Origin of the sequence: Psychrobacillus sp. FSL K6-1415 (assembly GCF_038003185.1) — a bacterium.
In the GTDB taxonomy this organism is placed as follows: domain Bacteria; phylum Bacillota; class Bacilli; order Bacillales_A; family Planococcaceae; genus Psychrobacillus; species Psychrobacillus psychrodurans.
Genome location: NZ_JBBOOQ010000001.1, coordinates 226,939 through 252,437, shown reverse-complemented (window position 1 = coordinate 252,437; position 25,499 = coordinate 226,939). Strand labels below are relative to the sequence as shown.

At 36.4% G+C, this 25,499-nt stretch carries 27 protein-coding genes, 1 pseudogene and 1 riboswitch; of the genes and pseudogenes, 10 read left to right on the top strand and 18 right to left on the bottom strand.

Annotated elements, in window-relative coordinates; translation table 11 throughout:
* Positions 1–17: 17 nt before the first annotated feature.
* The 5 genes from MKY60_RS01265 to aceA all read right to left on the bottom strand — a co-directional run bounded on the left by MKY60_RS01265 (position 18) and on the right by aceA (position 5,642).
* Positions 18–311, bottom strand: a complete 294-nt coding sequence (locus MKY60_RS01265; protein ID WP_093495329.1) for an RNA polymerase alpha subunit C-terminal domain-containing protein — start codon at positions 309–311, stop codon at positions 18–20.
* Between the two features lie 119 nt (positions 312–430).
* Positions 431–2,176 (bottom strand): methyl-accepting chemotaxis protein, encoded by a 1,746-nt coding sequence (locus MKY60_RS01260; RefSeq protein WP_340928287.1) that lies wholly within the window; start codon positions 2,174–2,176, stop codon positions 431–433.
* Positions 2,177–2,575: 399 nt separating this feature from the next.
* The gene (gene yhfH / locus MKY60_RS01255) at positions 2,576–2,698 is read right to left on the bottom strand and encodes a protein YhfH (RefSeq protein ID WP_139219695.1); all 123 of its coding nucleotides are present in this window, start codon (positions 2,696–2,698) and stop codon (positions 2,576–2,578) included.
* 30 nt (positions 2,699–2,728) lie between these two features.
* The gene (gene aceB / locus MKY60_RS01250; RefSeq protein WP_340928285.1) at positions 2,729–4,327 is read right to left on the bottom strand and encodes a malate synthase A; all 1,599 of its coding nucleotides are present in this window, start codon (positions 4,325–4,327) and stop codon (positions 2,729–2,731) included.
* A 31-nt stretch (positions 4,328–4,358) separates the two neighbouring features.
* Positions 4,359–5,642: an isocitrate lyase gene (aceA, locus tag MKY60_RS01245; protein ID WP_340928284.1), complete on the bottom strand. Its 1,284-nt coding sequence runs from the start codon at positions 5,640–5,642 to the stop codon at positions 4,359–4,361.
* Between the two features lie 205 nt (positions 5,643–5,847).
* On the opposite strand from aceA, the gene MKY60_RS01240 reads away from it, so the two are divergent.
* A complete protein-coding gene (locus MKY60_RS01240) occupies positions 5,848–6,504 on the top strand; it encodes a LytR/AlgR family response regulator transcription factor (RefSeq protein ID WP_340928283.1) in 657 nt (218 codons plus the stop codon).
* Positions 6,505–6,618: 114 nt separating this feature from the next.
* Positions 6,619–6,786 (top strand): hypothetical protein, encoded by a 168-nt coding sequence (locus MKY60_RS01235; RefSeq protein WP_241600522.1) that lies wholly within the window; start codon positions 6,619–6,621, stop codon positions 6,784–6,786.
* Positions 6,787–7,465: 679 nt separating this feature from the next.
* On the opposite strand, the gene MKY60_RS01230 is transcribed toward MKY60_RS01235, so the two are convergent.
* Positions 7,466–8,326 (bottom strand): DMT family transporter, encoded by an 861-nt coding sequence (locus tag MKY60_RS01230; protein ID WP_340928281.1) that lies wholly within the window; start codon positions 8,324–8,326, stop codon positions 7,466–7,468.
* Between the two features lie 98 nt (positions 8,327–8,424).
* On the opposite strand from MKY60_RS01230, the gene MKY60_RS01225 reads away from it, so the two are divergent.
* On the top strand, positions 8,425–8,655 hold the full coding sequence (locus tag MKY60_RS01225) for an excisionase family DNA-binding protein (RefSeq protein ID WP_090569977.1): 231 nt from the start codon (positions 8,425–8,427) through the stop codon (positions 8,653–8,655).
* Between the two features lie 395 nt (positions 8,656–9,050).
* Here MKY60_RS01225 and MKY60_RS01220 read toward each other — a convergent pair whose 3' ends face one another.
* Together MKY60_RS01220 and MKY60_RS01215 are read right to left on the bottom strand one after the other, a co-directional pair.
* The gene (locus MKY60_RS01220; RefSeq protein WP_340928280.1) at positions 9,051–10,037 is read right to left on the bottom strand and encodes a homoserine dehydrogenase; all 987 of its coding nucleotides are present in this window, start codon (positions 10,035–10,037) and stop codon (positions 9,051–9,053) included.
* Positions 10,038–10,167: 130 nt separating this feature from the next.
* Positions 10,168–11,460: an O-acetylhomoserine aminocarboxypropyltransferase/cysteine synthase family protein gene (locus MKY60_RS01215; RefSeq protein ID WP_340928279.1), complete on the bottom strand. Its 1,293-nt coding sequence runs from the start codon at positions 11,458–11,460 to the stop codon at positions 10,168–10,170.
* Positions 11,461–11,573: 113 nt separating this feature from the next.
* A riboswitch (SAM riboswitch) is annotated at positions 11,574–11,688 on the bottom strand.
* Positions 11,689–11,961: 273 nt separating this feature from the next.
* On the opposite strand from MKY60_RS01215, the gene MKY60_RS01210 reads away from it, so the two are divergent.
* Entirely contained in the window at positions 11,962–13,605 is a 1,644-nt protein-coding gene (locus MKY60_RS01210) for a pyridoxal phosphate-dependent decarboxylase family protein (protein ID WP_093495339.1), read from the top strand.
* Positions 13,589–15,286 carry a methyl-accepting chemotaxis protein gene (locus MKY60_RS01205; RefSeq protein ID WP_340928277.1) on the top strand — a complete coding sequence of 566 codons (1,698 nt, stop codon included), beginning with the start codon at positions 13,589–13,591 and terminating at the stop codon, positions 15,284–15,286. The genes MKY60_RS01210 and MKY60_RS01205 overlap by 17 nt, the downstream gene beginning before the upstream one ends.
* Positions 15,287–15,365: 79 nt before the next feature.
* Here the strand turns inward: MKY60_RS01205 and MKY60_RS01200 are convergent, their stop codons facing one another.
* Positions 15,366–15,941, bottom strand: coding sequence for a GNAT family N-acetyltransferase (locus MKY60_RS01200; protein WP_340928275.1), 576 nt, complete (start codon positions 15,939–15,941; stop codon positions 15,366–15,368).
* Between the two features lie 250 nt (positions 15,942–16,191).
* Here MKY60_RS01200 and MKY60_RS01195 point away from each other — a divergent pair, with 250 nt between their 5' ends.
* Both MKY60_RS01195 and MKY60_RS01190 read left to right on the top strand, forming a co-directional pair.
* Positions 16,192–16,833, top strand: a complete 642-nt coding sequence (locus MKY60_RS01195) for a glycerol-3-phosphate acyltransferase (RefSeq protein WP_093495342.1) — start codon at positions 16,192–16,194, stop codon at positions 16,831–16,833.
* Between the two features lie 13 nt (positions 16,834–16,846).
* Positions 16,847–17,434, top strand: a complete 588-nt coding sequence (locus tag MKY60_RS01190; protein ID WP_340928273.1) for a YdcF family protein — start codon at positions 16,847–16,849, stop codon at positions 17,432–17,434.
* Between the two features lie 111 nt (positions 17,435–17,545).
* Here MKY60_RS01190 and MKY60_RS01185 read toward each other — a convergent pair whose 3' ends face one another.
* The 3 genes from MKY60_RS01185 to MKY60_RS01175 are packed head-to-tail and all read right to left on the bottom strand — an operon-like array spanning position 17,546 to position 18,996.
* Positions 17,546–17,842 (bottom strand): DUF6176 family protein, encoded by a 297-nt coding sequence (locus MKY60_RS01185; protein ID WP_340928271.1) that lies wholly within the window; start codon positions 17,840–17,842, stop codon positions 17,546–17,548.
* A gap of 29 nt (positions 17,843–17,871) precedes the next feature.
* Positions 17,872–18,219, bottom strand: a complete 348-nt coding sequence (locus tag MKY60_RS01180) for a GIY-YIG nuclease family protein (protein WP_241600506.1) — start codon at positions 18,217–18,219, stop codon at positions 17,872–17,874.
* 21 nt (positions 18,220–18,240) lie between these two features.
* Positions 18,241–18,996, bottom strand: coding sequence for a DUF2087 domain-containing protein (locus MKY60_RS01175; protein ID WP_340928269.1), 756 nt, complete (start codon positions 18,994–18,996; stop codon positions 18,241–18,243).
* A gap of 159 nt (positions 18,997–19,155) precedes the next feature.
* Here MKY60_RS01175 and MKY60_RS01170 point away from each other — a divergent pair, with 159 nt between their 5' ends.
* Together MKY60_RS01170 and MKY60_RS01165 are read left to right on the top strand one after the other, a co-directional pair.
* Entirely contained in the window at positions 19,156–20,853 is a 1,698-nt protein-coding gene (locus MKY60_RS01170) for a M3 family oligoendopeptidase (protein ID WP_093495346.1), read from the top strand.
* 22 nt (positions 20,854–20,875) lie between these two features.
* Positions 20,876–21,280 carry an RDD family protein gene (locus tag MKY60_RS01165; protein ID WP_340928267.1) on the top strand — a complete coding sequence of 135 codons (405 nt, stop codon included), beginning with the start codon at positions 20,876–20,878 and terminating at the stop codon, positions 21,278–21,280.
* A 128-nt stretch (positions 21,281–21,408) separates the two neighbouring features.
* On the opposite strand, the pseudogene MKY60_RS01160 reads toward MKY60_RS01165, so the two are convergent.
* Positions 21,409–21,639: pseudogene (locus MKY60_RS01160) on the bottom strand (methyl-accepting chemotaxis protein); the annotation flags it as partial.
* Between the two features lie 291 nt (positions 21,640–21,930).
* Complete coding sequence (locus MKY60_RS01155; RefSeq protein ID WP_093495349.1) at positions 21,931–22,509, bottom strand: TetR/AcrR family transcriptional regulator; 579 nt, start codon at positions 22,507–22,509, stop codon at positions 21,931–21,933.
* Positions 22,510–22,653: 144 nt separating this feature from the next.
* Here MKY60_RS01155 and MKY60_RS01150 point away from each other — a divergent pair, with 144 nt between their 5' ends.
* Positions 22,654–23,412: an SDR family oxidoreductase gene (locus tag MKY60_RS01150; protein WP_093495350.1), complete on the top strand. Its 759-nt coding sequence runs from the start codon at positions 22,654–22,656 to the stop codon at positions 23,410–23,412.
* A 269-nt stretch (positions 23,413–23,681) separates the two neighbouring features.
* Here MKY60_RS01150 and MKY60_RS01145 read toward each other — a convergent pair whose 3' ends face one another.
* The 4 genes from MKY60_RS01145 to MKY60_RS01130 all read right to left on the bottom strand — a co-directional run bounded on the left by MKY60_RS01145 (position 23,682) and on the right by MKY60_RS01130 (position 25,221).
* Positions 23,682–24,158 (bottom strand): hypothetical protein, encoded by a 477-nt coding sequence (locus MKY60_RS01145; protein WP_340928265.1) that lies wholly within the window; start codon positions 24,156–24,158, stop codon positions 23,682–23,684.
* Between the two features lie 96 nt (positions 24,159–24,254).
* The gene (locus tag MKY60_RS01140) at positions 24,255–24,515 is read right to left on the bottom strand and encodes a hypothetical protein (protein WP_269922778.1); all 261 of its coding nucleotides are present in this window, start codon (positions 24,513–24,515) and stop codon (positions 24,255–24,257) included.
* A gap of 68 nt (positions 24,516–24,583) precedes the next feature.
* Positions 24,584–24,976, bottom strand: coding sequence for a hypothetical protein (locus MKY60_RS01135; protein WP_269922777.1), 393 nt, complete (start codon positions 24,974–24,976; stop codon positions 24,584–24,586).
* A 59-nt stretch (positions 24,977–25,035) separates the two neighbouring features.
* Positions 25,036–25,221: a DUF4083 domain-containing protein gene (locus MKY60_RS01130; protein ID WP_269922776.1), complete on the bottom strand. Its 186-nt coding sequence runs from the start codon at positions 25,219–25,221 to the stop codon at positions 25,036–25,038.
* Between the last annotated feature and the right edge of the window lie 278 nt (positions 25,222–25,499).

Sequence of the window (25,499 nt, the reverse complement as noted above, 5' to 3'; positions counted from 1 at the left end):
CTTTTATTTCGATGATTTTAATTTCTAAAGGACAAACTCTCTCTCTCCAAACTAGATTTAAGTGTCGGTATGGAGGCTGGTCCTATACCGTGAAATTTCAAAATTTCTTTTTCACTGAATTTAGAGAGTTCCTCCAAAGAAGTCACACCGTTGTGGACTAATGCACGTCTTGCTGGTGCAGAGAGCAGCGAAAGAAATCCACTGTCTGGTTTGTTTTCTAACTCACAAGTTGGACATGTTCGACAGTTACTACTTTTATAAAACTTGTGCCCTTTGTTGCAAATCCTTAAATCTTTTTTAGCAGACGACATATTAACACCTCACTTGTTTTCCCGGTATCATTGAATCACTACTATTATGACACAATCACTCACTAAAATTATAAATCCCCCTAACAAAATCCAAATGATTGATGTCAGGGGGTTCTATTTTATATTTTAAACTTACTTACAAGTTCTTGTAGATTCATAGCCATTTCAGATAGATTGTTAGAAGCTGACGAAATTTCCTCCATAGAAGCAAGCTGTTCTTCTGTAGCTGCCGCAACTGTTTGGGAGTTCGCGGACGAATCTCTTGACATCGAAGTGCTACTAGCCACATTGGCAGAAACCTCTTGGGCACTGGCAGACATTTGTTCAGCTGTCGCAGCCATATCATCTATCTGCATACCTACTTGATCCAAGGAAACCAAGATTACTTCAAAGCTTTCTTCCGTTTTTCCAACTATCGTCAATCCTTCTTCCACATCCGATTTAACTTGATTAATTGATTCGTTAGACCGAGTCATTTCTACTTGAATTTCATTTATTAACTCAGAAATTTGTTGAGATGATTGTTGAGATTGTTCTGCCAACTTACGAACTTCATCTGCTACTACTGCAAATCCTTTTCCATGTTCTCCAGCTCTTGCTGCTTCGATTGCAGCATTTAATGCCAATAAGTTGGTTTGATTTGCAATTTCCGTAATAACCTTTGTAATCTCCCCAATTTCCTGTGATCGTTTACCTAAAGACCTAATGGCTTCGCTACTCTCATTTACCGATTCATTGATCGCATGCATTTGTTGAGTCGTTTTACCAACATACTCCCCTCCCATTTTCGCTTGAGAAGTTGCATTTGAGCTAGCTTCTGAGATACTATTCGAGCTTTCTGCAATGTTCTGGATCCCTAGTGTCACTTCTTCTAGACCTGTTGAACTTTCTTCTAGGCTAGCTGTAGAAGTTTCTGCCCCTAAGGCTATTCCTTGGATTGAATTTGTTATTTCCTCTGTTGCACGACTAGTATGTTCAGCACTTGCCGTTAACTCCTCAGATGATGCGGCTACTTGTTGAGATGTATTCATTACGTCTTGCATCAACTTACGCAAACTTATTACCATTGCATTCATCGATGTAGCTAGAACTCCCACCTCGTCTTTTGTATCAATATTTGTTGAGTGTGTTAAATCACCATTTGCTACTTGACCAACTAAAGTTACTACCTTTTTCAATGGTCTTGAAATCATTTGAGCAATACCGTACCCTATAGCAATACTTAATAACACAGCAATTAGAATAACTATTATAGTCATAGTTTGTGCTTGATAATACTGTGCATTAGAATCTTCATTTGATTTTTTTGCTAAATCAATGTTCAGACTAATGAGATCACTAATAATACCTTCTACTGTATCTCCTGATACCTTAAATTCTGGAGCAATACCTAAATATCCCTCCTGATCGTTTGCGTATGCATACGCAACAGCTCGATCTAATATAGAGTAATATCCTTCTAAAGCAGGATATAAATCATTGAGAATTGCCTGTTCAGAATCAAGCATAATAGAACCAGTTTCATATGACTTTAGTTCAGCATCAATCTCTTCTTTTATTGTGTTAATAACATTTTCAAACTCTTGCTTTTTAGAAGTTGTCTCTGCCACGAATACCATATCACGAATACTTACACGAATTCGCTGATATGAAGTCTCAACCTCCCCAAGATTACTTATCGGAACAACCCGTTCATCAAACATAAATTGTAATTGTCCATTGGATTTCCCTAAATTCTTCACTCCGTATGACCCTACAGCACCAATAATGATGCCCATGAATACAAATGCAGCTATCAACTTTACTGATGTTTTTAAATTAAAAAACAATTTCACGACGAATCCCTCAATTCTCTTATTTCCCATTTCAAATTTCCATTTAAATTAGGTATTTTATGATACTGGATTTACAATTATTTAAAATTTAGAAATTAACAATTATTTACTTTCATTATCTATTCAAATTAGAATATTATTATCTTCCTATAACATATAGTACTTAATAATTATTTTATCCAGAAAAGGATTATACCATAAGACCCAATAATTTTGTTGGGTTAGCTTGATGAAGTGTGTCTTTTTTGTGGATTTTTAGCGGTATTTGATTTAATTACTACTAAAATTTTATACTTGAAAAATAAACAAAAAATATCAATTAATGTGCATAGAACATTCACTGATACCCAACTTCCATATATATAATTGTAAAAAGCACGCAAAAAAACAGTGACGGCGATCTAACTCCTTCACTGTTTTTTATGTTCGTTATTCCTCATTCAAGCCGATACAACGTTCGCACTCGTAAAGGGATGATTCTACTTGCTCATTAATAACACATCCACATTCACGACAAACCTTTGTGTTTAGTTCTTGAGTAGTTGTTTTCACACAAATCACCTCCTTGAATGGTTTCATTATTCAGCTAATTTTTTCATAGCCTGGTAATGTTAGAAATTCGATAAATTCATCTTCTCTTATTAACAATAGGAATAGCTCCGCTGCCTCTGTATAGCTACCGTTTCCGAATACTTCATTACCAAATGCGGCTTTTAGTTTTCCTAACTCCTCTGTTAACACTTGTTCTACTAAAGGTATGGTAATTTTTCGACCATCCTCTAATTTTCCTTCCGGATGTCTAATCCATTGCCATACTTGTGTACGAGAAATTTCTGCTGTTGCAGCATCTTCCATTAAGTTATTAATCGGAGCTGCTCCGTTCCCACGTAGCCAAGATGCTATATATTGAACCCCTACGCTACAATTCATGCGAAGACCCTCTTCGGTAATAGTCCCAATAGGTACCTCTAATAAATCTGCTGCCGTTATATGAACATCCTCTCGTTTACGATGTATCTGGTTTGGTGTAGGCATATGCTCTTGGAATTCTTCCAAAGCGACTGATACAAGACCCGGATGTGCTACCCATGTTCCATCATGCCCCTCCATTGCTTCTCTTCGTTTGTCTTCACTTACTTTCGCAAAAGCTGCTGCGTTTGCTGCATCGTCCCCTTTAATCGGAATTTGTGCAGCCATTCCACCGATAGCAGATGCATTTCGTCGATGACAGGTTTGGATACATAATTGCGAATAAGCACGCATAAATGGGGATGTCATGGTCACTTGACTTCGGTCTGGCAAAATCATCTGAGACTGGTTGCGGAGTCGTTTAATATAACTAAAGATATAGTCCCAACGCCCACAGTTTAGACCTGCAGAATGATCACGAAGCTCATATAAAATTTCGTCCATTTCGAATGCAGCCATAATCGTTTCGATTAATACAGTTGCCTTAATCGTCCCGTTAGGAACTCCCAATTGTTGTTGAGAATATATGAAAATATCATTCCATAACCGTGCTTCTAAATGACTTTCTAACTTCGGCAAGTAAAAATAAGGGCCAGTTCCTTGAGAAATTGCTTCCTTTGCATTATGGAAGAAATAAATTCCAAAGTCGAAGAAGCTACCCGCGATTGCCTCACCATCAATTTGGATATTTTTCTCCAAAAGGTGGAGCCCCCTAGGTCTTACTATAAGTACAGCCGGCTGTTCTTGCAGACTATATACTTTACCGGTGTCAGGCTGTGTATAGGAGATTGTCTTGCGAACAGCATCACGCATATTTAGCTGACCTTCAATCATATTTTCCCAAGTTGGTGAAGTAGCGTCTTCAAAACAAGCCATAAATGTCTTTGCACCTGAATTTAATGCATTGATGACCATTTTACGATTAACCGGACCGGTAATTTCGACCCGACGATCCTTTAAATGCTCTGGGAGTGGAGCTATTGTCCAATCCCCTTCTCGAATCACTTTTGTTTCTGGTAAAAAGTCTAATGTTCCACCGTTATCTAGCTTTCCCTGACGAACTTGCCTTTCTTCTAGCAATTTTTTTCTTCTATTATCAAAGAGATAATGAAGGGAAGCTACAAAATCTAATGCTTCTGGCGTTAAGATTCCGTGAATCCCTTCAACCTCTTTCCCTAAAATTTCAATTCTTCTAGTCGTTATTTGTTCCATTTTTCGCTAACCTCCCATCCCCATATTTGGTTTAAGCAAATTGTGCTACTTCAGTAGAGCCTTTCATCGCTGTTGTAGAAGAAGTTCCCCCTGAAACGATTTGTGAAATTTCATCAAAGTATCCAGTTCCTACTTCACGCTGATGTTTAGTAGCGGTATACCCTTTTGCCTCGTTTGCGAATTCTGCTTGTTGAAGCTTAGAGTACGCAGCCATGCCACTTGTTTTATAGTCATGCGCTAGTTCGAACATACTATGATTTAATGCGTGGAAACCGGCAAGCGTTACGAACTGGAATTTGTACCCCATTTTGCCCAGCTCTACTTGATATTTTGCAATTGTTTCTTGGTCCAGGTTTGCTTTCCAGTTGAACGATGGTGAACAGTTGTACGCTAGTAATTTGTCTGGGAATTCTGCATGAATAGCATCAGCGAATTGTTTTGCTTCCTCTAAACTTGGGTGTGACGTTTCACACCAAATCAGATCTGCATATGGTGCATACGCTAAACCACGCGCAATTGCTTGTTCTATTCCTGATTTTGTTTTGAAGAATCCCTCAGGTGTTCGGGCACCGGTTAAGAAATTTGCATCACGCGGATCAATATCACTTGTAATCATATCTGCAGCGTCTGCATCTGTACGTGCAATGAGTACAGTTGGTACACCCATTACATCTGCTGCTAGTCTAGCTGAAACTAAATTACGAATAGCATTTTGAGTAGGTAGAAGAACCTTTCCACCAAGGTGACCACATTTCTTTTCTGATGCAAGCTGATCTTCTAAATGTACACCCGCTGCTCCAGCTTCAATCATACCTTTCATTAATTCAAAAACATTTAATGGCCCTCCAAATCCGGCTTCTGCATCTGCAATAATTGGTGCGAACCAGTCAAAATCATCTTCTCTACCTTCTGCCAGATCAATCTGATCTGCACGTTGTAATGCTTGGTTAATACGCTTAACTACCGCCGGGACACTGTTAGCAGGGTATAAGCTTTGGTCTGGATACATATGACCCGAAAGGTTTGCATCTGCTGCAACTTGCCAACCACTTAAATAGATTGCTTGGAGTCCGGCTTTTACTTGCTGAACTGCCTGGTTTCCAGTTAAAGCTCCAAGTGCATTGATGAAATCTTCTTGATGAAGCGATCTCCATAAACGCTCTGAGCCTTTGCGAGCTAATGTTTGTTCAATCATTACAGATCCCCGTAATTTCACTACATCCTCTGCGGAATATGGACGTTCAATCCCTATCCAACGACTTTCTTCTTTCCATTGTTTCTGAAGTTCTTCTACCTGTTGTTTTCTTTTGGACATTTCCAAACACCCCTTAATAGTTTGTCGAGGAACATTATTTAAAAATACGACTTTTTTACTGTATCATAACAGTTCCTTTACTTGTAATCTAATATATAACACGATGACTATTATTGTATTGGTTTTTGGATGAAATATCCTTTAATAAGGATGAATGAAGAATTGGAAAGACGAATGTTAAATATATGATTTCGGGGGTGTACTAGTGAATTTTAGAAAGGAACAATTAAAACAGTACAGTTTAATAATGGAGGAATGGATACCGAAAGGGGCATCTATTGCTATAGCAGCATGGGATCGGTATATATACTATCTTGCAGGGGGACATGATCTTCATTTGAACGAGGGACAAAAAATCCAGACTAATAGTTTAGCGGATTTGGTACTAAAAAAAGGATGTAGAACAGAAGCTGTACTAGAGGATGCATTATTCCAGGTTCCTTATTACGGAATCGGTTATCCAATTGAGATTAATGGAGAGAAGGCTGCATTAGTTGTTTTCCTCCCCCTTCATCATGCTGTACCCATTACTTCTCCGTATAAGTATTTAACTGGGAAGCAAGAGGATGAGTGGAAGCCTATACCAATTGAAAAAGTGTCCCATATAGAAAGTCTTCAAAAAAAGACATGGTTCTATGCCAATAAAGAACCATATAAAACAAGTATCACTTTGAAAGACTTGCAGCCACGTCTACCAGATAGCTTTTTACGAATTCACCGCTCTTATATAGTAAATATTTTATTTATTGACCGAATTGTACGCGATTTTTCTTCCAATTTATTAATACAGTTGCAGGATGGGACCGAATTGCCTGTAAGTCAGTCTCATATGACGGAAGTTCGAGGAACGTTGGGATTTTAAACACGGAGATAGATGTATGCCCTTTTAATACAAAAACACTTAATCACTTACCTAAATTTATTTAACAGTATTTTCTAGTTATGCTATAGTTTTAAAAAAGGAGGATAGCACTCTATGAATACTCTTATTGCACTGATTCCCTTACTTATTTTCTTGGCTTTTTGGATTTTTATTATTTGGTTTGTTATTACACTTGTTAAATCTAGCAATGAACGCACTATGCTTTTAAAAGAGATTTCTAGAAAGTTAGACGGTTTACAGAATAACAACAAGATTGGTTAAGCAAGATATATTTAAGGAGGGCATGACTCACGTCACACCTTCCTTTTTTTGAAGTAATTTGGTTGTCACTTAACTTAACTTAAGTTGCCGATTAATTACATTAGCTTTTCTATGACGTAAATTACTATTGAAATAAGAAAAATTAAAGCTATCACGATCAAACTAATTAAAGAGGTAACTTTTGTGTATCGAATAGCGCCTTCCGATAACTCTGGGTCTTCCTTGTACATCCAACGTTTACCGAATAACAAACTTTCCTCAGGGTAGAAATAACTCCAAATTAGTACCGCATTTAACGGCATAAAAAATAAAAAGCAAAAGATTATCTCAGCGATGATAATCCCCCCTCCATATTAATTTGCTCTATACACTCGTCTTTCAATATCACTTTTTAAATATCAACAAAAAAGACATAATAAGGACTACACTGAGTATAATTAGCTCATTTGCTAAACGTTTTATATTTGATTGCTTTGTAACCAGAAAATGAAAGAAGTATTACTTTAAGACTAAAAGAATACGACAACAATTTGAATTTTTGAGTTATTAATATTCAATGTTCTGAAATCTGTAAGGAAAAATTAAAAACAAAAGACCGCTCCGATAATCATCCTCTTCGAAACAGCCTTTTGTTTTACTATTTGATTGGAATGATCCTTTTACCTTTAATCCCTTTGCACTAAATGGATTTACTCCCTAACGTTAAAATAACGATACTCCCGAGTAATAAACCAATCCCTACCCAAGACGTTGTACTAAGAACTTCACCCACCACAACAACCCCCAGTAAGGCGGCAGTTGTCGGTTCCGCCAGGGACAAAGTTAACGCTGAGGAAGCTGGGATTTTGCGAAGCCCCCAGCCGTATAATACATAAGCAATACTAGTGGTAGCTATTCCTAAATAAAAAATGATTCCTACGTTTCCAGCATCTCGCAACCAACTTACGTCAAGTATAAAATAGAAAGGTGTTAACAATAGGGCACTAAGCGAGAAGGTCATCGCAACAACCGATATGGCATCTTCTTTTTGCAGCAAAGATTTGCTATTCATTGTATACAATGCAAAAATAAGACCAGCGACCAATGAATACAAAACCCCTATTGGATTAATGCTCACTTCACCTTTTGTAATAAATAAAAACATACATCCAGTAATCGCTAAACCAGTTGATATTCCCCAAACTTTTGTAGGACGCATCTTTAAAAATATCCACTCAATCAATCCTGAAAATATCGGAGCACTTCCGATAGCAACCACACTCGCTATAGCTACTCCTGTTAAACGAACTGATGAAAAGAATAAGAGCTGAAACAATGAAATACAAATAGCGGCGTATAATGTTTGTTTCCAAGGCCATGAACGGAATTTAATTTTTTTTAATAGAATCATAATGATTAGAAGGAATAATCCTCCTGTTGCAGAACGTCCAGCACTAATTATAAATGGGTGTGCATTGTCTGGTAAAAATGTTTGTGCAGTTCCTGTTGTCCCCCATAGAATAGCACCTAATAGTACGAATATGTATGGTAATACGGTCAAATTTTCCCCCACCTTCCCACATTTTCTAACTTCCAATATAGCACATATTGAGTTACTGCCAATCGTATCTTATACTAATACGATAGGAGGCATTTTACATGTATATGACAGTAGAAGAAACTGCGAATTATTTATCAATGCCTATTGATCAAGTAAAACGATATATTTCAGAAAAGAAAATTCGTGCTATTTTTGATGGTGAAGAGTATTACGTAAATAGCGCCCAATTTGAAACACACTTACAGCAGATTGAGGATTTGAAGAGACAAATCGACGAATGGCGAAATACTCCTATTCCAGATGATATTGATGTAAAGGACGAAGATTAATACAAAGGAAAAGGACGTTCTCCGAATGAGGAGAATGTCCTTTTGTATTAATTGGTCATCCATACTACTGTTGATTTCCGCTCCAGGCGGACGCTTTCCGTGGGCACAGCTTCAATCTCCTCGTCACTGCAAAAACATATGCTCCTGAGGTTACTCGTCGCAAAGACATTGGTCAAACAAAGTTTGACTAATGTCTTTCCTGCAGGGCTTTCAGCTCGTGCACCTGTCGCTTCGCTATCGGTGCAGAAAACATTTGCTATTCCCACTGGAGTCGCCGACTTGCGCTCCAATCAACAAAGTCCACTTTAAATAAACCGATAATATCACATAAATATAAGTATTTTCTATGGTAATAAATAATTATGAAATTGACTCTGGTACCACTAAAATTAAACTTAGATCGTAATGAAAAAACCTGCTCTTTTACCGATTATCTCCGCGTAATCCTCTACCATTACACTTGCCGTTGGATACATTCCTGCTCCTGGACCGACTAATGTTAATGTTCCAATATAGTTTGTATCTAATGCCACCGCGTTGTTTACTCCTTCAATCGAGTATAAAGGATGATCTGGTCCTACGAGCTGAGGTCCTACGGAAGCGTATAGTTCTCCATTTTCGTCTTGCTCTATTTCTGCCACGTGACGGTATCGTAGTCCCTGTTCTTTCGCTTTACGGACGTCCTCTAATGAGATTTCGTCTATACCTACTACTCGAACATCATTCCAATTGGGCTGTTTTTTAAACGCAAGTGCACTTAGAATCATCAGTTTACGGAATGCATCTTGCCCGGACACATCGTTAAATGGATCTGCTTCTGCATAGCCAAGGTCCTGCGCTTCTTTTAATGAATCATCAAATTGACATTCATCTTGTCTCATTTGTGTCAAAATGTAATTTGATGTGCCATTTAAGATACCTTGAATTCTTTTTACTGAGTTAACTTGTAGTAAGTTTTTCAATGTCTTAATAACCGGAACTCCGCCTGCTGTTGTTGCCTCATATCCGATAAATACTCCACGAGACTTTGCACGCTCATGCAATGGGATACTATACTTGGAAAACATCACTTTATTAGCTGTTACAACGTGACACCCTTTATCAATCGCTCTACATAGATAGTTATATGCAGGTTCCTCATTTACGATTGCCTCGAAGACTATTTGAAGACCAGGAATATTGATAATATCCTCAAAGTTATCAGTAACTAGGACACCGGGTGTAGCTATTCTCTCTTTTCCAACATTGTTTACGAGAACCGCACTAATTTCTAAATCTAAGCCTAAAGACTTTTTAAGATCTTCTCTTTTTTCATTTACAATGTGGTAAATACCCTGCCCCACTGTTCCGAAACCTAGGATTGCTGCTTTTATCGTCGCCATGCTATCTCCTCCAAATGAATCCGCACAATTGAGTTCCAATTTGCTTTTATTAGTAAAATTTATTCGCAGTTATATTAGAAGAACTATTTTACATATTGTAGCCTATTTTCACTCAATTATCAATAAAATTCTACCTAGAGAGGACATTTGTTTTTCCTAGGAGTACCTTATCGAGTGCAGTCTGTAAATCTTCGACTGCCTCTAGCCCTACAGACAAGCGGATTAAGTCTTCTGAAACTCCCGATTTCACTAAGTCCTCTGGAGTTAACTGCTGATGTGTTGTAGATGCTGGGTGGATTATTAGTGATTTGGCATCGCCAACGTTAGCTACATGCGACCAAATTTCTATATTATCGATAATATTGCGTCCTGCTTCTTTACCACCTTTAACCCCAAAAGTTAGGATCGAGCCAAAACCATTCTGCAAGTATTTTTTAGCAAGCTCATGTGAAGGATGACTTTCTAAACCTAAGTAATTAACCCAAGTCACTTGTTCATTGTTTTCTAAGTACTCCGCAATTTTCTGCGCATTTTCATTGTGCTTTGGTACGCGTAAATGAAGTGTTTCTAATCCCTGTAGAAAGGAGAAAGCGGCTTCAGGACTTAGAGTTGGACCAAAATCACGAAGCAATTGAACACGTAATTTCACTGCAAACGCTACGCTCGGAACATCTATTCCGTATCTTAAACCATGGTAGGTTACATCCGGCTGTGTGAATCCAGGGAACTTATCAGAGTCCCAATTGAAGTTTCCTCCATCTATGACAACCCCACCTATAGTTGTTCCATGACCGCCAATCCATTTAGTTGCCGAGTGAATCACTACATGTGCACCATGCTTAATAGGATTCGATCCATATGGAGTAGCAAAAGTACTGTCTACCAACAATGGAACTCCTACTTCGTTAGCAATAGCTGCTACGTTTTCAACATCTAATACATTTAAGCTAGGGTTTCCAATGATTTCTGCAAAAAACGCTTTTGTCTTATCCGTAACTGCTGCTCGGAAATTTTCTGGATTAGTTGAATCTACAAACTTCACTGTAATTCCATATCTCGGCAATGTATGAGCGAATAAATTAAATGTGCCACCATACAAATTTTCGGCAGCAATAATTTCATCTCCCGCTCCTGCAATATTTAAAATAGAAAATGCAATAGCTGCCATTCCAGAAGAAAGTGCAACTGCTGCTGTCCCTCCTTCTAATAATGCAATTCTTTGTTCAAAAACATCCACCGTTGGATTCGTAATACGAGAATAGATATTACCAGTTTCCGCAAGAGCAAATAGGTTTTGCGCATGTTCTGTATTTTTGAATACGAATGATGTAGTCTTGTGAATAGGTACTGCTCGTGAGCCTGTCACTGGATCTGGTTGTTGGCCACCATGTAAAAGTAGTGTTTCTTTTTGAAGATTTGTCATTTGAATTCCTCCTAAAATGTAGTTTAGATGGACGCTTATGGAGGCGAAGGAGGATTAGAACAAACAAAAAACCCTCTTCAATTAAGAAGAGGGTGCAAATTCGCATGTTCCTCCTCTTATCTTCCAAATTCGTATTAGAATTTGTAGGATTTAGCACCTTTCCAAGTTAAGAACTTGTTGGTTGCCGGGCATCGTAGGGCCTATTCCCTCCGCCACTCTTGATAAGAGTATTTAAATTTAGTTTTCCATCTTGTTACACAGTATAGATTTCTATCAAACTATTTGTCAACACTTTTTCAAAAAGTTAAAAAATATTTTGCTTATCCCCTTCAAAAGCTTCCATTTGCATAAATATTACAAATATTCTAAAGTATTCTTTATTTTCAATTTGTGACGAAATTTCTAGTCTTTTATAGTCTAATAAGTATATACTATACGGGAGTATAACGAACTATAAGATATATCTAACGATAGTAAATATTGACCAAGAAGGGTGAAAAAATGAAGAATATACAACAGCTTTTCCAAAGTGAAGATGGTAATGGAAAACAGAGAGAACAGCTATTAGGCTACGTAGAAACAATATTAACATCCATGGATGCTTTGAAAGACCCAAATAAAACGATGCTTGGACCGATACAAGAACGTTCCGCAAACTTTTATAAAGAGTTAATGGAAGATTACGAAGTACCGCTAAATAGCAAAGGAATGGACGAAGTAGTTGGAGAATTGACTGATTTAATGAAGGGTCATCCATATCATACACGAAACTTCGTAACAAATGTTTTGCCAATGGCAAGTATTCCCGGCGTCCTTGGACTATTAACTAACTCATTATTAAATGGTAATAACTTATGGGATGTTTACGGACCAGCTGCAGCTGAATGTGAAGTAAAAGTGGTCTCCATGATGTCGAAGCTAGTTGGATATGATTTTACTGAAAGCTTTGGTTATACAACTTGGGGCGGTCAAGGCGCTGTGTTCAGTGGCTTGCGTATGGCAATAGCAAAACAGTTCCCTAACGCAAAAGAAGAAGGCGTTCCAAATAACTTATACTGTTTTGCATCTGAAAATGCACATTATAGTTTATTGAAGTCTGTAGAGGCTGTTGGTATTGGAAGCAATCATCTTGTTCGTGTCAAAGCTGGGGCGGATCATTCTATGGACATGGAAGATCTGGAAATGCGATTAACGGAAGTTATTGAAAAAGGCGGCATTCCTGTGTATATAGTTGCAACTACTGGTGCAACAGATAACTTTGCTATTGACGATGTAAAAGCAATTAAAGAAATGGCCACAGCTTTCGAAGGTAAATATAATTTGAAACCTATCCATATTCATGCGGATTCTGCACTTGGTGGATTTTATGCGTTCTTTAATGATTATGATTTCGAAAATAACCCTCTACATTTTGAACAAGAAGTGCTAGTAAGTCTTCAACATATTCGTGAACGAATGCAGTATATTTCATTGGCTGATAGTTTATGTTTTGATTTCCAAAAGCTTGGACAAACTCCTTACTTAACGAGTCTGTTTTTAGTGAAGGAAGGTAAATATCTAGGTTTATTGGACTTAGAAGATTTTGATACGCCATATGTTGGAAATAGAGGGTATGGATCGTATCACACTGGTTATACGTTAGAATGCTCACGTATGGGTAGTTCGATTGCCATTTATGCTGCATTGTTGGCGTTTGGTAAGACGGGATACCAACAGCTCCTAGCAAATTATGTTCGTGTGAATTTAGCATTCCAGGAGCAATTAGCTATAAAGATTCCTTCATTATATGTGGTAAATGAATCGAATATCGGACCTATTACTGCTTATCGCTATTATGAAAAAGGATTGAATTGGAGAGATGAACAAGCTGGCCGTTATTCACTGGCACAAGTAAAAGAAATCAATGCTTTAAATTCATCGCTATTTGAAGTGTTAGGGAAACATCGTGATGATGTCTTTTTCGGTGATACAACTCGTGTATGCACTGTAGCAGTTTGTGATTCAGATGAACTGGTTCCTGTTGCAGCAGCGAAATTCTTTTCTATTTCACCGTATACCGAAGTGGAGCACATCTCAGCAATGGTAGATTCCCTTCATCATTCCATCACTACAATGGAGGCTGTAAAAGATGAAGTTATTTTCTAAATTAAAAAGTTCTATGTTATATAAATATATTCTAAGTTTTATAGTACCGATCGCGCTATTCTCTATCATTTTTAGTTTAATATTGTTCATCTTCTCTAAAGCAATTATAGACGATTACGTTATCGATCAATTCGAAACTACACTACAATTAGTATCTGATGATGTTTTTGACGATCTAGATTCTGATCTAGTTGTGCGTGCCGATAGTGATAATGACGAACAATACAGTACATTACTAGACAAATTAAATGAAGCAAAAGCAAACCACGATGTGGAAAATGTGTATGTTCTTTCACGTTCAAATGGAACTGAGCATATCGTTGCATTGAGTGATACGGATGACCGTAATGCCTCATATACATTTGATGAAAAAATGAATGAAGCTATTGACAAAGGGGAAGTCAAAATTAGTGACATCTATACAGATGAGTATGGAACTCACAAATCTATTTTCATTCCCTTCAAGAATACAGATATTATTCTAGGATTAGATATGGATGCGTCATTCATTACTTTACTAGAAAGCCAAATTATTAGGTTGTCCATATCGATTACATTGATCTTTATTGTATTAGGTACGATAATTGCTTATTTCGTAAGTAAACGCATTATAAATCCTATTAAAGCTGTTACCGACTTTGTAGAAGAAGTAGCGAAAGGAAATCTAACAGTAGAGCATTTACATATTAAAGGCAATGATGAGATTGCTCAGCTCTCCCATGGTATTAATAATATGACTGGGGATTTACGTTCCTTAATTACTCATATTGGCGAAAACGCTGAGCAAGTAGCAGCAACGTCGGAGGAGTTATCAGCGAGTTCTGAAGAAACAAGCGCGTCAATTCAGCAAATCACTTCCTCCATGCAAGAAGTTTCCGTTGGTTCAGAAAAACAAACAGCGGCTATAGAAGAAGTGGAGAAAAATGTTTCTACTATTTCTGAAGCTATGAGTAAAGTGGCATTAGAAGTTAATAGCGTGTCTGGCAAGGCTTTAAACGCATCTGAAATTGCCTCAAAAGGTAATGATACCATCCACATGGCCGTTCAAAAAATGGACACCACATCCGATGCTATTAATGCTACTTCAGATGTTGTAAAACGTTTAAGCGATTATACGCAAGAAATTGGGGATATTGTTTCATTAATTACAGAAATAACTGATCAAACAAACTTACTTGCTTTAAATGCTTCAATTGAAGCAGCACGTGCAGGAGAGCATGGTAAAGGATTCGCAGTTGTTGCAGAAGAAGTACGAAAATTGGCAGATCAATCGCGTGAAGCTGCCAATAGTATTAGTACTCGTATTGATACGATTAAATCAGAATCTTCTCATGCGGTTAAATCGATGGCAATAAGCTATGATAATTTAAGAGATAGCGTTACTACATTTGATGAGGCGGGTAATGCCTTTAAAGATATCTATACAGCTGTGAGCGAGTTAACCAAACAAATGAATGATGTTAACAGCGTCGTTGAAGGTATGAACAAGGGTGTACTTAATATTGCTGGTTCCATGGAACAAGTAAGTGCTATATCTATTCAAGCATCTGGGAATATCCAGAATGTAGCGGCAGCATCTGAAGAACAAGCAGCGAGTATGGAAGAGATTACAAATTCCTCTAATAACTTGGCTGGTATGTCAGAACAATTACGTAACGCTGTTCATAGATTTGATATTTAATGTTAAGAGAGTCTCAATTCCATGTAAATGGTATTGGGGCTTTTTTATTTTCAGATTTAATTTGTTTTAAAACCCAGCACTATAAAATACTTGTATAGTCCCCTTTAAGAATGCCGTATATTTCTAAATCTATTACTCCTTTACCAGACCATATAAAAGCTTGCCTTAATAATCCTTCTTTCATAAAACCGTTTGTTAAGAGGACTTTCTTTGATACCTCGTTTGCAGGCATAACCTCAGCTTGAATTCTGTTTACATTAACTTCTTCAAATAAAAACTTTACTACCATCCTAACCGATTCAGTTGCAATTCCCTTACCCCAATTATCCTCTGCCAAAAAGTATCCAATAGAGACAGTGTTCACTTTTTGGTTAAAATCCATAGCTTCTATAATTCCCACCAATTTATCACTTTGATGTTTCTGAAAGATTCCCCACTTCACTCTACTTTTTTTGTGATAATCTCTATCAAAATGCCCAATCATCTTCCTTACCGTTTGTACATTATGCTTTGGAATGATTCCACAATACTCAAATACATTTTCGTTATCGTAAATTTTATATACTTCCTCTAAGTGCACATCATCAATTTTTTTTAATACTAGATTAGCAGATTCCAATACTGGGAAATTTCCAAAAACTATTTCAACATTCATATTTTCCTCTCCTTAAGTTAAGCAAAATAGACAGTCATTTTCTTTTCAATTGTTTTTTTATAATTTGGAAGCCCAAATTAATTAGACCATAATGTTATCCACTTGGCTGAATTCCCATTAAGTCTTATTTCTTCTAAAAAAATAGCTGATATAGGACTTCACAAAATACATAGAACACTTCCACTTTAAAATTCTGAAACTTCTTATCTTTTCATTCGTTTAATATATTGAAGTTAGTGGGAGGTGAAAAATGGTTGTTTCAATGATTAGTATCCTCGTTATTAGTTATCTGATTGGATCGATTCATGGTTCTAAATTAGCACAATATCTAAGTGGTGTGAATATTAAAAAAGAAGGTTTAAAGAACTCGGGCGCATCAAATGCAGCTATTGTTTTGGGTGCAAAATATGGTGTTTTAGTTGCAATTATTGATATTTTAAAAGGAGTTATAGTCGTAATTGGGACGCGTTTCTTGGTGTTAAAGTACACAGATTTCACGTTAGTTGAGCAGGACATACTGCTATATAGTGTAGGTGCCGCGGTAATACTCGGGCATAACTTTCCTATTTACACTAAATTTAAAGGTGGAAAAGGCACTGCCACCCTTATCGGAGTGCTCTTAGCTCTTAGCTGGCCACTTGGCTTAATCGGACTTATATTATTGATAGGAACTACATTTTTAACGGATTACTTATTAATAGGTGTTTTTGTTTTTTACTTTGTCTTTATCGGTGCATCTATTTGGTTTGCAGAGGGAATTGGACCAATGGCTATTGCCGGATTTCTATTTTTGATGGCAGTTGTTTTACATATCGAGAATTTTCGTCGCTTAATGCGAAAGGAAGAGATGAAAATTTCCACCTTTTTAAGTAAGAAGAAGCCGTCTGTATGAAATGAGGATAATTATGAAGAAAAAAATGAGGTGGATAGTGCTTGTCTCATTAGTCGTTGTTGCTTCTAGTGGAATTGGTATCTGGTTACTGACAAGTAAATGGTTAGAGGATGGTCTAGAACCAAAAGCAGACGGTACAAATGAGTATGCTATTGTTCTTGGTGCCAAAGTGAAAAAAGGTAATATCCCTTCTCTCGCCTTACAGTATAGATTGGATGCCGCTCTTATCTATGCCAAAGAGTATCCACATGTAAAATTAGTTCTTTCAGGTGGGCGAGGTCCCGATGAAGATATTGAAGAGGCTGTTGTTATGAAAGATTTTCTATTGGAAAATGGAATTGATGAAGACAGGCTCCTCTTAGAAGATAAAGCGACTTCTACGTATGAAAATCTTTTGTTTTCACAAGAAATGTTACCAAGTGATATTAATTCCGTTACACTCATTACAAGCGACTACCATTTGCACCGTGCCAAAATACTAGCAAATAAGCTAGGTTGGGATTCGGATGTAGTGGCCGCTAAAACTCCAAAAGTTGTCGAACTTAAGGTTCGTACACGAGAACGTGCAGCATTGTTAAAGGCATATATATTCGGAAAATGATCACATTAATAAGACGGGTGTAGGAAAGTAGCGCGTCTACTTTCCTTTCACCCATCTTATAAGTTATTTCATAGAATTACGTATTCGATTGGGAATCATTACTACCTCTGCTTATAATTCTACTGCTGGATAAGACTTATCTATGCATTTTTCCCAATAGGCAAGGTGTTTTATATCAATCCAATGGTTTGACTCTTCAACAGCTTGTCCACCTTTTCCTTGTACAGAATACCAATAAAGATATTCCTGTTCGTTTATAAACTCTCTAAAAATTGTTTCTATATACATTTTTTCACCTTCAAGAGTAACTAATACTTCCTCCATGTGTTCATTCAAAAAAGCTAACCATTCATTTACTTTGTCTGTTTTACCTTCATTCACTCTAAACCTTGTGCATTCAATATTCATGGTTAAACCATCCAGTCTTCGTTAGCTTGTTAACACGAATGATACCCCTCTTCCCCATAGGGCTGCAGCTTTTGCAACCATTTCTCCAGTAACTTTTGTAATTCTTTCTTTTCATCCGTGTATTGATTTTCTGATTTCTTTAAAACTTCCACTTGCTCAATGGTGAAATTATCTTTGCCATATTCAAACCATTCTTTTTGTAGCTCTTTATTTGTATGTGTCCCGCTTTCTAGCGTAAATCTAGTTCCGTTCAGTGTCTTAAAATTAGGTGTTGATGACACAAATTTTTTACCGTTTTGTTTATTTGTGATGACGTAAATCCCTCCTTCTATTTTTATTTCTTTATATTCTTGTTTTAGTTCTTTCTTACGATCCATTTGTATTCCATCCTTTTTAGTTTATTTTTTTACCCAATATTCGCTACCATCATCTTTCCTATCTAAAAACCCATATTCTATTAAGTAACGTCTTAATGTTACGAAGTCTTCGTATGCTTTCTTTAAGACATGATTTATTTCTTTTTCTGTGTATGTTTTTTCTTTTTCAAATCTTTGTATAAGAACCCTCAAAGTTGCTAGTTTTTGCTTTTCTTTCTTCGGGAATTTCATAAGAGGGCCATCTATTCCATTAGGAAAAAAATTCGCTTCTACATCTTCCTGTTCTTCTTGGGTAATGTTATAGCGATCGTCCACCATCGTTGCTGTTTTATGAAGAGGCAAAAATGTGGGAGCGTGATCGTCTTTTTCCTTTAACAATTCCATCATTGCAAGAAATACTTTTGCTTGTCGCTCTTTTTCTTTTAGCACAAAACGATGATTACGAATCGTCGATGAGCTTCCAATATCTAATTCTTTCTGTACTTCTGCATCACTTCTACCCTCATAAAATAGACGTAATAAGCTATTTTGATGATCAGTTAACCCAGTCAACTTTTTGTTTAATCCTATTAAATAATGAAAAACAGATTCATGCTCCGCTTCAATATGGAATTTCATGAATTTTTCTGCTTCATATAACATATTATTCTTTGGATAAATGAATCCTTTTTCTACTTTATTTCCACATAAAAGACACACATACATGTCTTCCTTTTCGATATAACCCTTCTTTAACTGTTCTGAAGATGCATTCCACAATAATTCCGATAACTCCATATATAAACACAACCAATCTTTGTTTATTATTTTACAAACATTATATAATAACGTTTGCTTTTTATCAACCTGTAAAAATGTGGTTGCAATTTATCTGAAAATAATAAACAATATGAATAAGACGTTTCGTAAAGCGAAACGATAGAGAGGGGAATTTAAATGGTCACATTCAAGGACTACGAATACAAACGTCCAAATTTAGAACAAGATAAGGCTACGTTCCAAGAGTTATTAACAAAGTTTAAGGAAGCCACAACAGTTGAAGAACAAAATACTGCGATAGAGAATATCAATTCATTTCGCAATGATTACTCTACACATGCAAACTTAGTTTATATTCGTGCATCTATCGATACTAATGATGAGTTCTATCAAAAAGAGCGTGATTATTTTGATGAGACCAACCCTGAAATAGAAGAGATGGTTACGGAATATTACAAGGAGTTAGTTGCATCACCGTTCCGAAATGAACTGGAAGCGAAATGGGGCAATCAGCTTTTTGACTTGGCGGATTATCAAATCAAGGCATTTTCTCCGGAAATCATTTCTCTTATGCAAAAAGAAAATAAGCTTTCTTCCGACTACTCAAAGCTTGTTGCTTCTGCACAGGTAGAATTTAATGGTGAGACATTAACACTTGCACAGCTAGGACCATATGCAGAATCAACAGATCGTGATACTCGTAAGAAGGCTAAGGAAGCAAGTAGTGGATTTTTTCATGAAAATGAAGCGAAATTTGATGACCTTTATGATCAACTGGTAAAAGTACGTCATGAAATAGCTACGACGCTTGGATACAAGAACTTTGTAGAGCTCGGTTATATTCGTATGAACCGAATCGATTACAATGCGGAAATGGTTAAAAAGTTCCGGGACCAGGTGCGTGATTTTATTGTTCCTGTTGCGACTAAGCTTTATGAACGCCAAGCAAAACGTATTGGGGTAGACAGTCTGAAATATTACGATGAACCTTTTAACTTCCTCAGTGGGAACGCTACGCCACAAGGTTCTCCTGAATGGATTGTGGAAAATGGAAAGAAAATGTATGAGGAGTTATCTCCTGAAACCGCTGAATTCTTCCAATTTATGATTGACCGCGATCTTATGGATTTAGTTGCGAAAAAAGGGAAAGAGGCTGGTGGTTATTGTACATTTATCGATAATTACGAATCTCCTTATATATTCTCTAATTTCAATGGAACTTCCGGAGATATAGATGTACTAACTCATGAAGCAGGTCACGCTTTCCAAGTGTACACAAGTCGCAATATAGGGATCCCAGAATATGTATGGCCAACATTTGAATCCTGTGAGATTCATTCTATGAGTATGGAATTCTTTACATGGCCTTGGATGGAGTTATTCTTTAAGGATCAAACCGACAAATATAAGTTTGCCCATTTAAGTAGCGGACTTCTCTTCCTCCCATATGGAGTTGCAGTTGACGAATACCAGCATGTTGTATATGAAAATCCGGAGATGACTCCTACTGAACGCAAGGATGCTTGGAAGAAAATTGAGGAGATTTATTTACCTCACCTCGATTATGACGGAAATAGTTATTATGAGTCTGGTGGGTTCTGGCAACGTCAAGGACATATTTATGCTAGTCCGTTCTATTATATCGACTACACACTTGCTCAAATTTGTGCATTTCAATTTTGGAAACGCTCAAGAGAGGATCACGAAGCTGCTTGGAAAGATTATTTACACCTTTGTCAGCTAGGTGGCTCGAAATCTTTCACTAAACTAGTAGCTGAAGCTAATTTGATCTCACCATTTGAGGATGGTTGTGTAGAATCAGTTATTGGTTCGATTGAGGAATATTTAAATAGTGTGGATGACTCTGTACTATAGTTAGTTGAAGGGAGTTGGAGCATTGAATCCAGCTGGTTTTTGGATTAGGCTTGGTGCCAATCTTTTAGATGGCATTATTATGAGCCTGCCGCTTGCCATTATTAGTTACCTTATTCTTGGAGAAAGTGATACGTGGTTTACTACTTTAGGAACGTATTTATATTTCATATTACTCCCTGTATTTTGGGTAGGGTATACTGTAGGAAAGAAAATTCTTGGTATCCGCATCGTGAATTTGGATGAGACCGATGTCAGTTTATGGACAATGATTAAACGACAATTAATTGCTAATATTTTTTACATTTTAACCTTAGGAATTGGTGTTATTATTAGTGCAGTTATGGTGGGGATTCGCGAGGATAAACGAGCAATTCATGATTTTATAGCGGGTACTTATGTAACTTTCCATCCTCCATGGCAAAAATGAATTTTAAAAAAAGCATTCAGCAGGATGCTTGTTCTTTTTCACATTGAGTTGAAGAATGTACTGTTAATAAAAACATATCCGCTTCTTACTCCAAAATGGAATAAGAAGCGGATATGTTATTTTGTTTATTAATATTTAAATTGCGAGATTACATCTTTTAGTTCCTGAGCCATGGAAGAAAGAGATTGAGCAGATGCTGAAATCTCTTCCATTGAAGCTAGTTGTTCCTCTGCAGAGGCTGCTACTTCTTCTGAAGTTGCCGCATTTCCTTGCGCAAGGATAGCTATATCATTGGCGATATGAGAAGTTTCCTGAACAGATGCAGATACCTGTTGTGCTGTTGCAGAAACGTCTTCCATTTATGGTGTGTACAATACATGAAATAATAATAATGTTATTATTATTTTTTATTAAAAGCTGTAGTAAATAAAACTTTAACCATTAGCAATAGTATTATTGGTGAAAAAAGACCTAATGATGATTCTTCAAAATTTTGATTGTTCATGTGAGGGAATGAAAGGAATTGCATTAGTAGGAGCTAATCAAGTACTCGAGGAAACGGGTATTAATTAGAACACGTTACAATAACTAGTAGCGGTATTAAGAACAAGAACGCATAGATTTCTTGTTCTTTTTTCTAAATATTATCTTTATCTTCCCGTAGTTACATTTAAAGTTTCAACTAAATGTAGATTCATAACATCTACCGATTCTTCAAAGTCATTTCTATACCATTCAATAATTAATCCTATGATTGCATTTGTCATAAAGGAATATACGAATTTTTTAGATTCATCATATTTCCCTATTTTACTATCCTCCATGAAGTTTGAACGAATCGCATCAAAAAACATATAATAGTATGTTGTCGATACATTATCTGATAAAATGATTCGATAAAAATCTTCATACTTTTTGACATGATGAAAAATACGAACTGTTTTTGGATCTAAATTTTTTAAAGCTGAATTTTTTAATTGTAGTGCAGAAATATATTTGTATGGTTCTTTATAGGATTCTTCTAAATCCACGATTACCTCTTCAAAAAATTCCTTAAAAACATCGCCAACTTCTTCATAGTGAAAGTAAAAAGTCCCTCTATTTATACTAGCTTCTCTACACAACTCTGACACTTTGATATCCGTAAGACGTTTATCTTTCAGTAAATGAGTTAAAGCCTGATAGATAGCTTTCTTTGTCTTCACGACTCTTAAATCTTTTGCTCTCAATAATATCTCCCCTTATCGAACACATACATCAAAACATGTTTAATATTGTACAACTATTGTGAAAACTGTTGATTGAATGCGTTTCCATTTTAAATTATACTGTTATTGTACAACTGTATAATAACATATGAGGAGGAAATAATAATGAGATTACAAGACAAAGTAGCTATCGTTACAGGCGCAGCTTCTGGGATGGGAAAAGCAATCGCTGAAGCTTATGCAAAACAAGGTGCAAAGGTCGTTGTTTCCGACTACAATTTGGAAGGTGCAGAAACTGTAGTAGCAGCTATTAAAGCGTCAGGTGGCGAGGCAATTGCTAACCGCACAAACGTAGCAGAACTTGCTGACTTAGAAAACTTATTCGCTGAAACAAAAACAGCATTCGGTAAATTAGATATTTTAGTAAACAATGCAGGTATTATGGATGGAATGGAGCCTGTTGGTGAAATTTCAGATGAAAAATGGGATCGTTTATTCGCAGTAAATACTACTGGTGTTATGCGTGCAATGCGTATCGCAACTAATATCTTCTTAGAACAAGGCCACGGAGTTTTCGTTAATAACATCTCTGCAGGTGGTTTACGTGGAGCTCGTGCTGGTGCAGCGTACACCGCTTCTAAACATGCAGTTACAGGTTTAACTAAAAATACAGCTTATATGTATGCAAACTCAGGAATTCGTTGTAACGGAATTGCTCCAGGTGGCGTAATGACAAATATTCAAGCTTCTATGACTAGCCTTTCTGAATTTGGTATGGGTCGCCAGCAAACTGGTAGCGGGACAATGCCACGTGTTGGTCAACCTGAAGAAATTGCACAACTTGCAGTATTCTTAGGTTCCGACGAGTCAAGTTTTGTTAATGGACAAATTATTGCTGCTGATGCTGGTTGGACTGCTTACTAAGACTTCTTAAAAAGCAAGACAGAATTATATAAATATGAACTTAAATAAACCAGTTACCGATATTCAATCGGTGACTGGTTTTTCTTAACAGATAAGAAAGTATATAAAAATGCGGCATGATTACTAGGTTTACAGAATTTTTGAATAACAATACTGATTTCCGGTTCAGGTGGGGTACAAAAGGCTAAAAGCGCCACCTCGTGTGGCAACGCCTTCGTCACCAACATCCTGTTGGCCTCCGCGGGGTGAGAGATGAACCATCACCGCCCCTACGGGTACGTTGAGTTACAATTTAATTGTTTTTTCGCTTCTTTTATGATGTTTGTAATTAGAGATTCCCTTGTAATTTCCTCTACATTATCACCATATCGATAGTCGTCAATCATTTCGCTAATCTCATACCATACATTTAATTCTTCGCTAACAAATTCTTCACGAACTACCTGATAAATTTCATATGCATAGTTAATTGCATTAGATTCATTATCTATTATTTGTTTTAGCAAATACCGGAAGTAATACTTAGAACACTCAACCTGTGAAGGTTCTTCCATACCTAATTCTCTTACTGCCCTATGAAAATAATCTTCTACCTCAAAAATATTTAGAGTTTCACTTAGGGAAGATAGTATATTTAGGGATGTAGATGTATCACTATTTTCTAACATTTTGATAGCCCAATTAACATAATCAACAGGTTCAACTTTTTTTTCGAATATTTTATAATACAACATTTTAGTTTCCATCACTTACTCCTCTTATTTCTCTCTTCTTATTGAACTACCCTGCGGCGTTAGTACAATAAGAAAAGGCTTTACTCCTTCTTGAAGTAAAGCACACCGTTAGTTGAATAAGAAGATGTAAATTATAAACAGTAAGGAAATCGCTATGATAGATTTAATCCATAATATTTTTTTACTTATGCCAGCTTTCCCTTCAAGATAATTTAAGTAAATCATTGTTAAAGGAAAACCTAACAATGCATATGAAGAATCCCCACCGATGGTTTCAACATATTTATATAATCCTACTACAATAATGAGAAGTCCAAGAGTACCAATGGACATATTAAAATATAAAGTGCCTCTATCGTTTTCTTCCAATTTTTCTCCCTCCGGTTTTATATCTCTATTTACTCCTACTTGAAATAAAGCATCCGTTAGTTGAGTTATTACAATCTAATTTCTTCACCTATACTTATAGCACGAAAAGGATTTCTTTCCTTTGATTTTAACGATTCAATAAAGTCTGAAGTTAAGTCCTCTTTGTTAATAATTATTCTTGTAGAACCAGATACTCCACCGTTTAAAAAAATGGGTTCAATAGATTCTGGATTCTTAAGTCGTTGATAAAAAAAACTGTCTAAAACAATAGTTGCATAACTAAAATCGCCTTTATTGATAGTGAATTGATAGTTAACTTCAATAATAAGTTCCTCATTGTTTTCCTCAATCTCATAGGTGAAACTTTTTACTTCTGCACTCTTATTAGGAAATAAAATCCAAACTAAGCACAATAAAAAAATAACAGATATAATGAAAATTATTACTTTGTTTCTTTTCAAAAATTGACCCCCATTTTATTTTATTAAACCGCCGCTTTAGTTCAATAAGAATAAAGGATTTACTGCTTCTTGAAGTCCATTAACTCTATTATTTTATCCATTTTCTTTTCTATTTCATTAAGTTGATGGTTTTTTGCCTGTTGATTCAAGAGTAATCTCCTTATAAATAAGGTGAACGATACTACAAATAAAACGATAAGCGCCAATACTATAACCTGATAAATCATGTCTCCCACATTAAACATTAAATAATCCCCTTGTATAGAAATGGTCAAGCACAACTTTACATTACCTCTCACATTCCATATTTACTTCATTCTACCATTTTTCATTGTTAATTAGACTCTTTATTAGTCAATCCTTATTGAACTAACCTGCGGCGTTAGTACAATAAGAAAAGGCTTTACTCCTTCTTGAAGTAAAGCACCCGTTCGTAATATAAGGTTAGCCAGATTTTTCTGGTTGACCTTATTCTATTTGGTCTTATTATAACGGTAGTCGGGGTAGAACGTCGCACCCGTGG

Excerpts from the sequence above, each read along its gene's own strand:
- MKY60_RS01265 (WP_093495329.1), bottom strand. The coding sequence starts at position 311 with ATGTCGTCTGCTAAAAAAGATTTAAGGATTTGCAACAAAGGGCACAAG.
- MKY60_RS01260 (WP_340928287.1), bottom strand. The coding sequence starts at position 2,176 with ATGGGAAATAAGAGAATTGAGGGATTCGTCGTGAAATTGTTTTTTAAT.
- aceB (WP_340928285.1), bottom strand. The coding sequence starts at position 4,327 with ATGGAACAAATAACGACTAGAAGAATTGAAATTTTAGGGAAAGAGGTT.
- aceA (WP_340928284.1), bottom strand. The coding sequence starts at position 5,642 with ATGTCCAAAAGAAAACAACAGGTAGAAGAACTTCAGAAACAATGGAAA.
- MKY60_RS01235 (WP_241600522.1), top strand. The coding sequence starts at position 6,619 with ATGAATACTCTTATTGCACTGATTCCCTTACTTATTTTCTTGGCTTTT.
- MKY60_RS01225 (WP_090569977.1), top strand. The coding sequence starts at position 8,425 with ATGTATATGACAGTAGAAGAAACTGCGAATTATTTATCAATGCCTATT.
- MKY60_RS01220 (WP_340928280.1), bottom strand. The coding sequence starts at position 10,037 with ATGGCGACGATAAAAGCAGCAATCCTAGGTTTCGGAACAGTGGGGCAG.
- MKY60_RS01215 (WP_340928279.1), bottom strand. The coding sequence starts at position 11,460 with ATGACAAATCTTCAAAAAGAAACACTACTTTTACATGGTGGCCAACAA.
- MKY60_RS01210 (WP_093495339.1), top strand. The coding sequence starts at position 11,962 with ATGAAGAATATACAACAGCTTTTCCAAAGTGAAGATGGTAATGGAAAA.
- MKY60_RS01205 (WP_340928277.1), top strand. The coding sequence starts at position 13,589 with ATGAAGTTATTTTCTAAATTAAAAAGTTCTATGTTATATAAATATATT.
- MKY60_RS01200 (WP_340928275.1), bottom strand. The coding sequence starts at position 15,941 with ATGAATGTTGAAATAGTTTTTGGAAATTTCCCAGTATTGGAATCTGCT.
- MKY60_RS01195 (WP_093495342.1), top strand. The coding sequence starts at position 16,192 with ATGGTTGTTTCAATGATTAGTATCCTCGTTATTAGTTATCTGATTGGA.
- MKY60_RS01190 (WP_340928273.1), top strand. The coding sequence starts at position 16,847 with ATGAAGAAAAAAATGAGGTGGATAGTGCTTGTCTCATTAGTCGTTGTT.
- MKY60_RS01185 (WP_340928271.1), bottom strand. The coding sequence starts at position 17,842 with ATGAATATTGAATGCACAAGGTTTAGAGTGAATGAAGGTAAAACAGAC.
- MKY60_RS01180 (WP_241600506.1), bottom strand. The coding sequence starts at position 18,219 with ATGGATCGTAAGAAAGAACTAAAACAAGAATATAAAGAAATAAAAATA.
- MKY60_RS01175 (WP_340928269.1), bottom strand. The coding sequence starts at position 18,996 with ATGGAGTTATCGGAATTATTGTGGAATGCATCTTCAGAACAGTTAAAG.
- MKY60_RS01170 (WP_093495346.1), top strand. The coding sequence starts at position 19,156 with ATGGTCACATTCAAGGACTACGAATACAAACGTCCAAATTTAGAACAA.
- MKY60_RS01150 (WP_093495350.1), top strand. The coding sequence starts at position 22,654 with ATGAGATTACAAGACAAAGTAGCTATCGTTACAGGCGCAGCTTCTGGG.
- MKY60_RS01145 (WP_340928265.1), bottom strand. The coding sequence starts at position 24,158 with ATGGAAACTAAAATGTTGTATTATAAAATATTCGAAAAAAAAGTTGAA.
- MKY60_RS01130 (WP_269922776.1), bottom strand. The coding sequence starts at position 25,221 with ATGTTTAATGTGGGAGACATGATTTATCAGGTTATAGTATTGGCGCTT.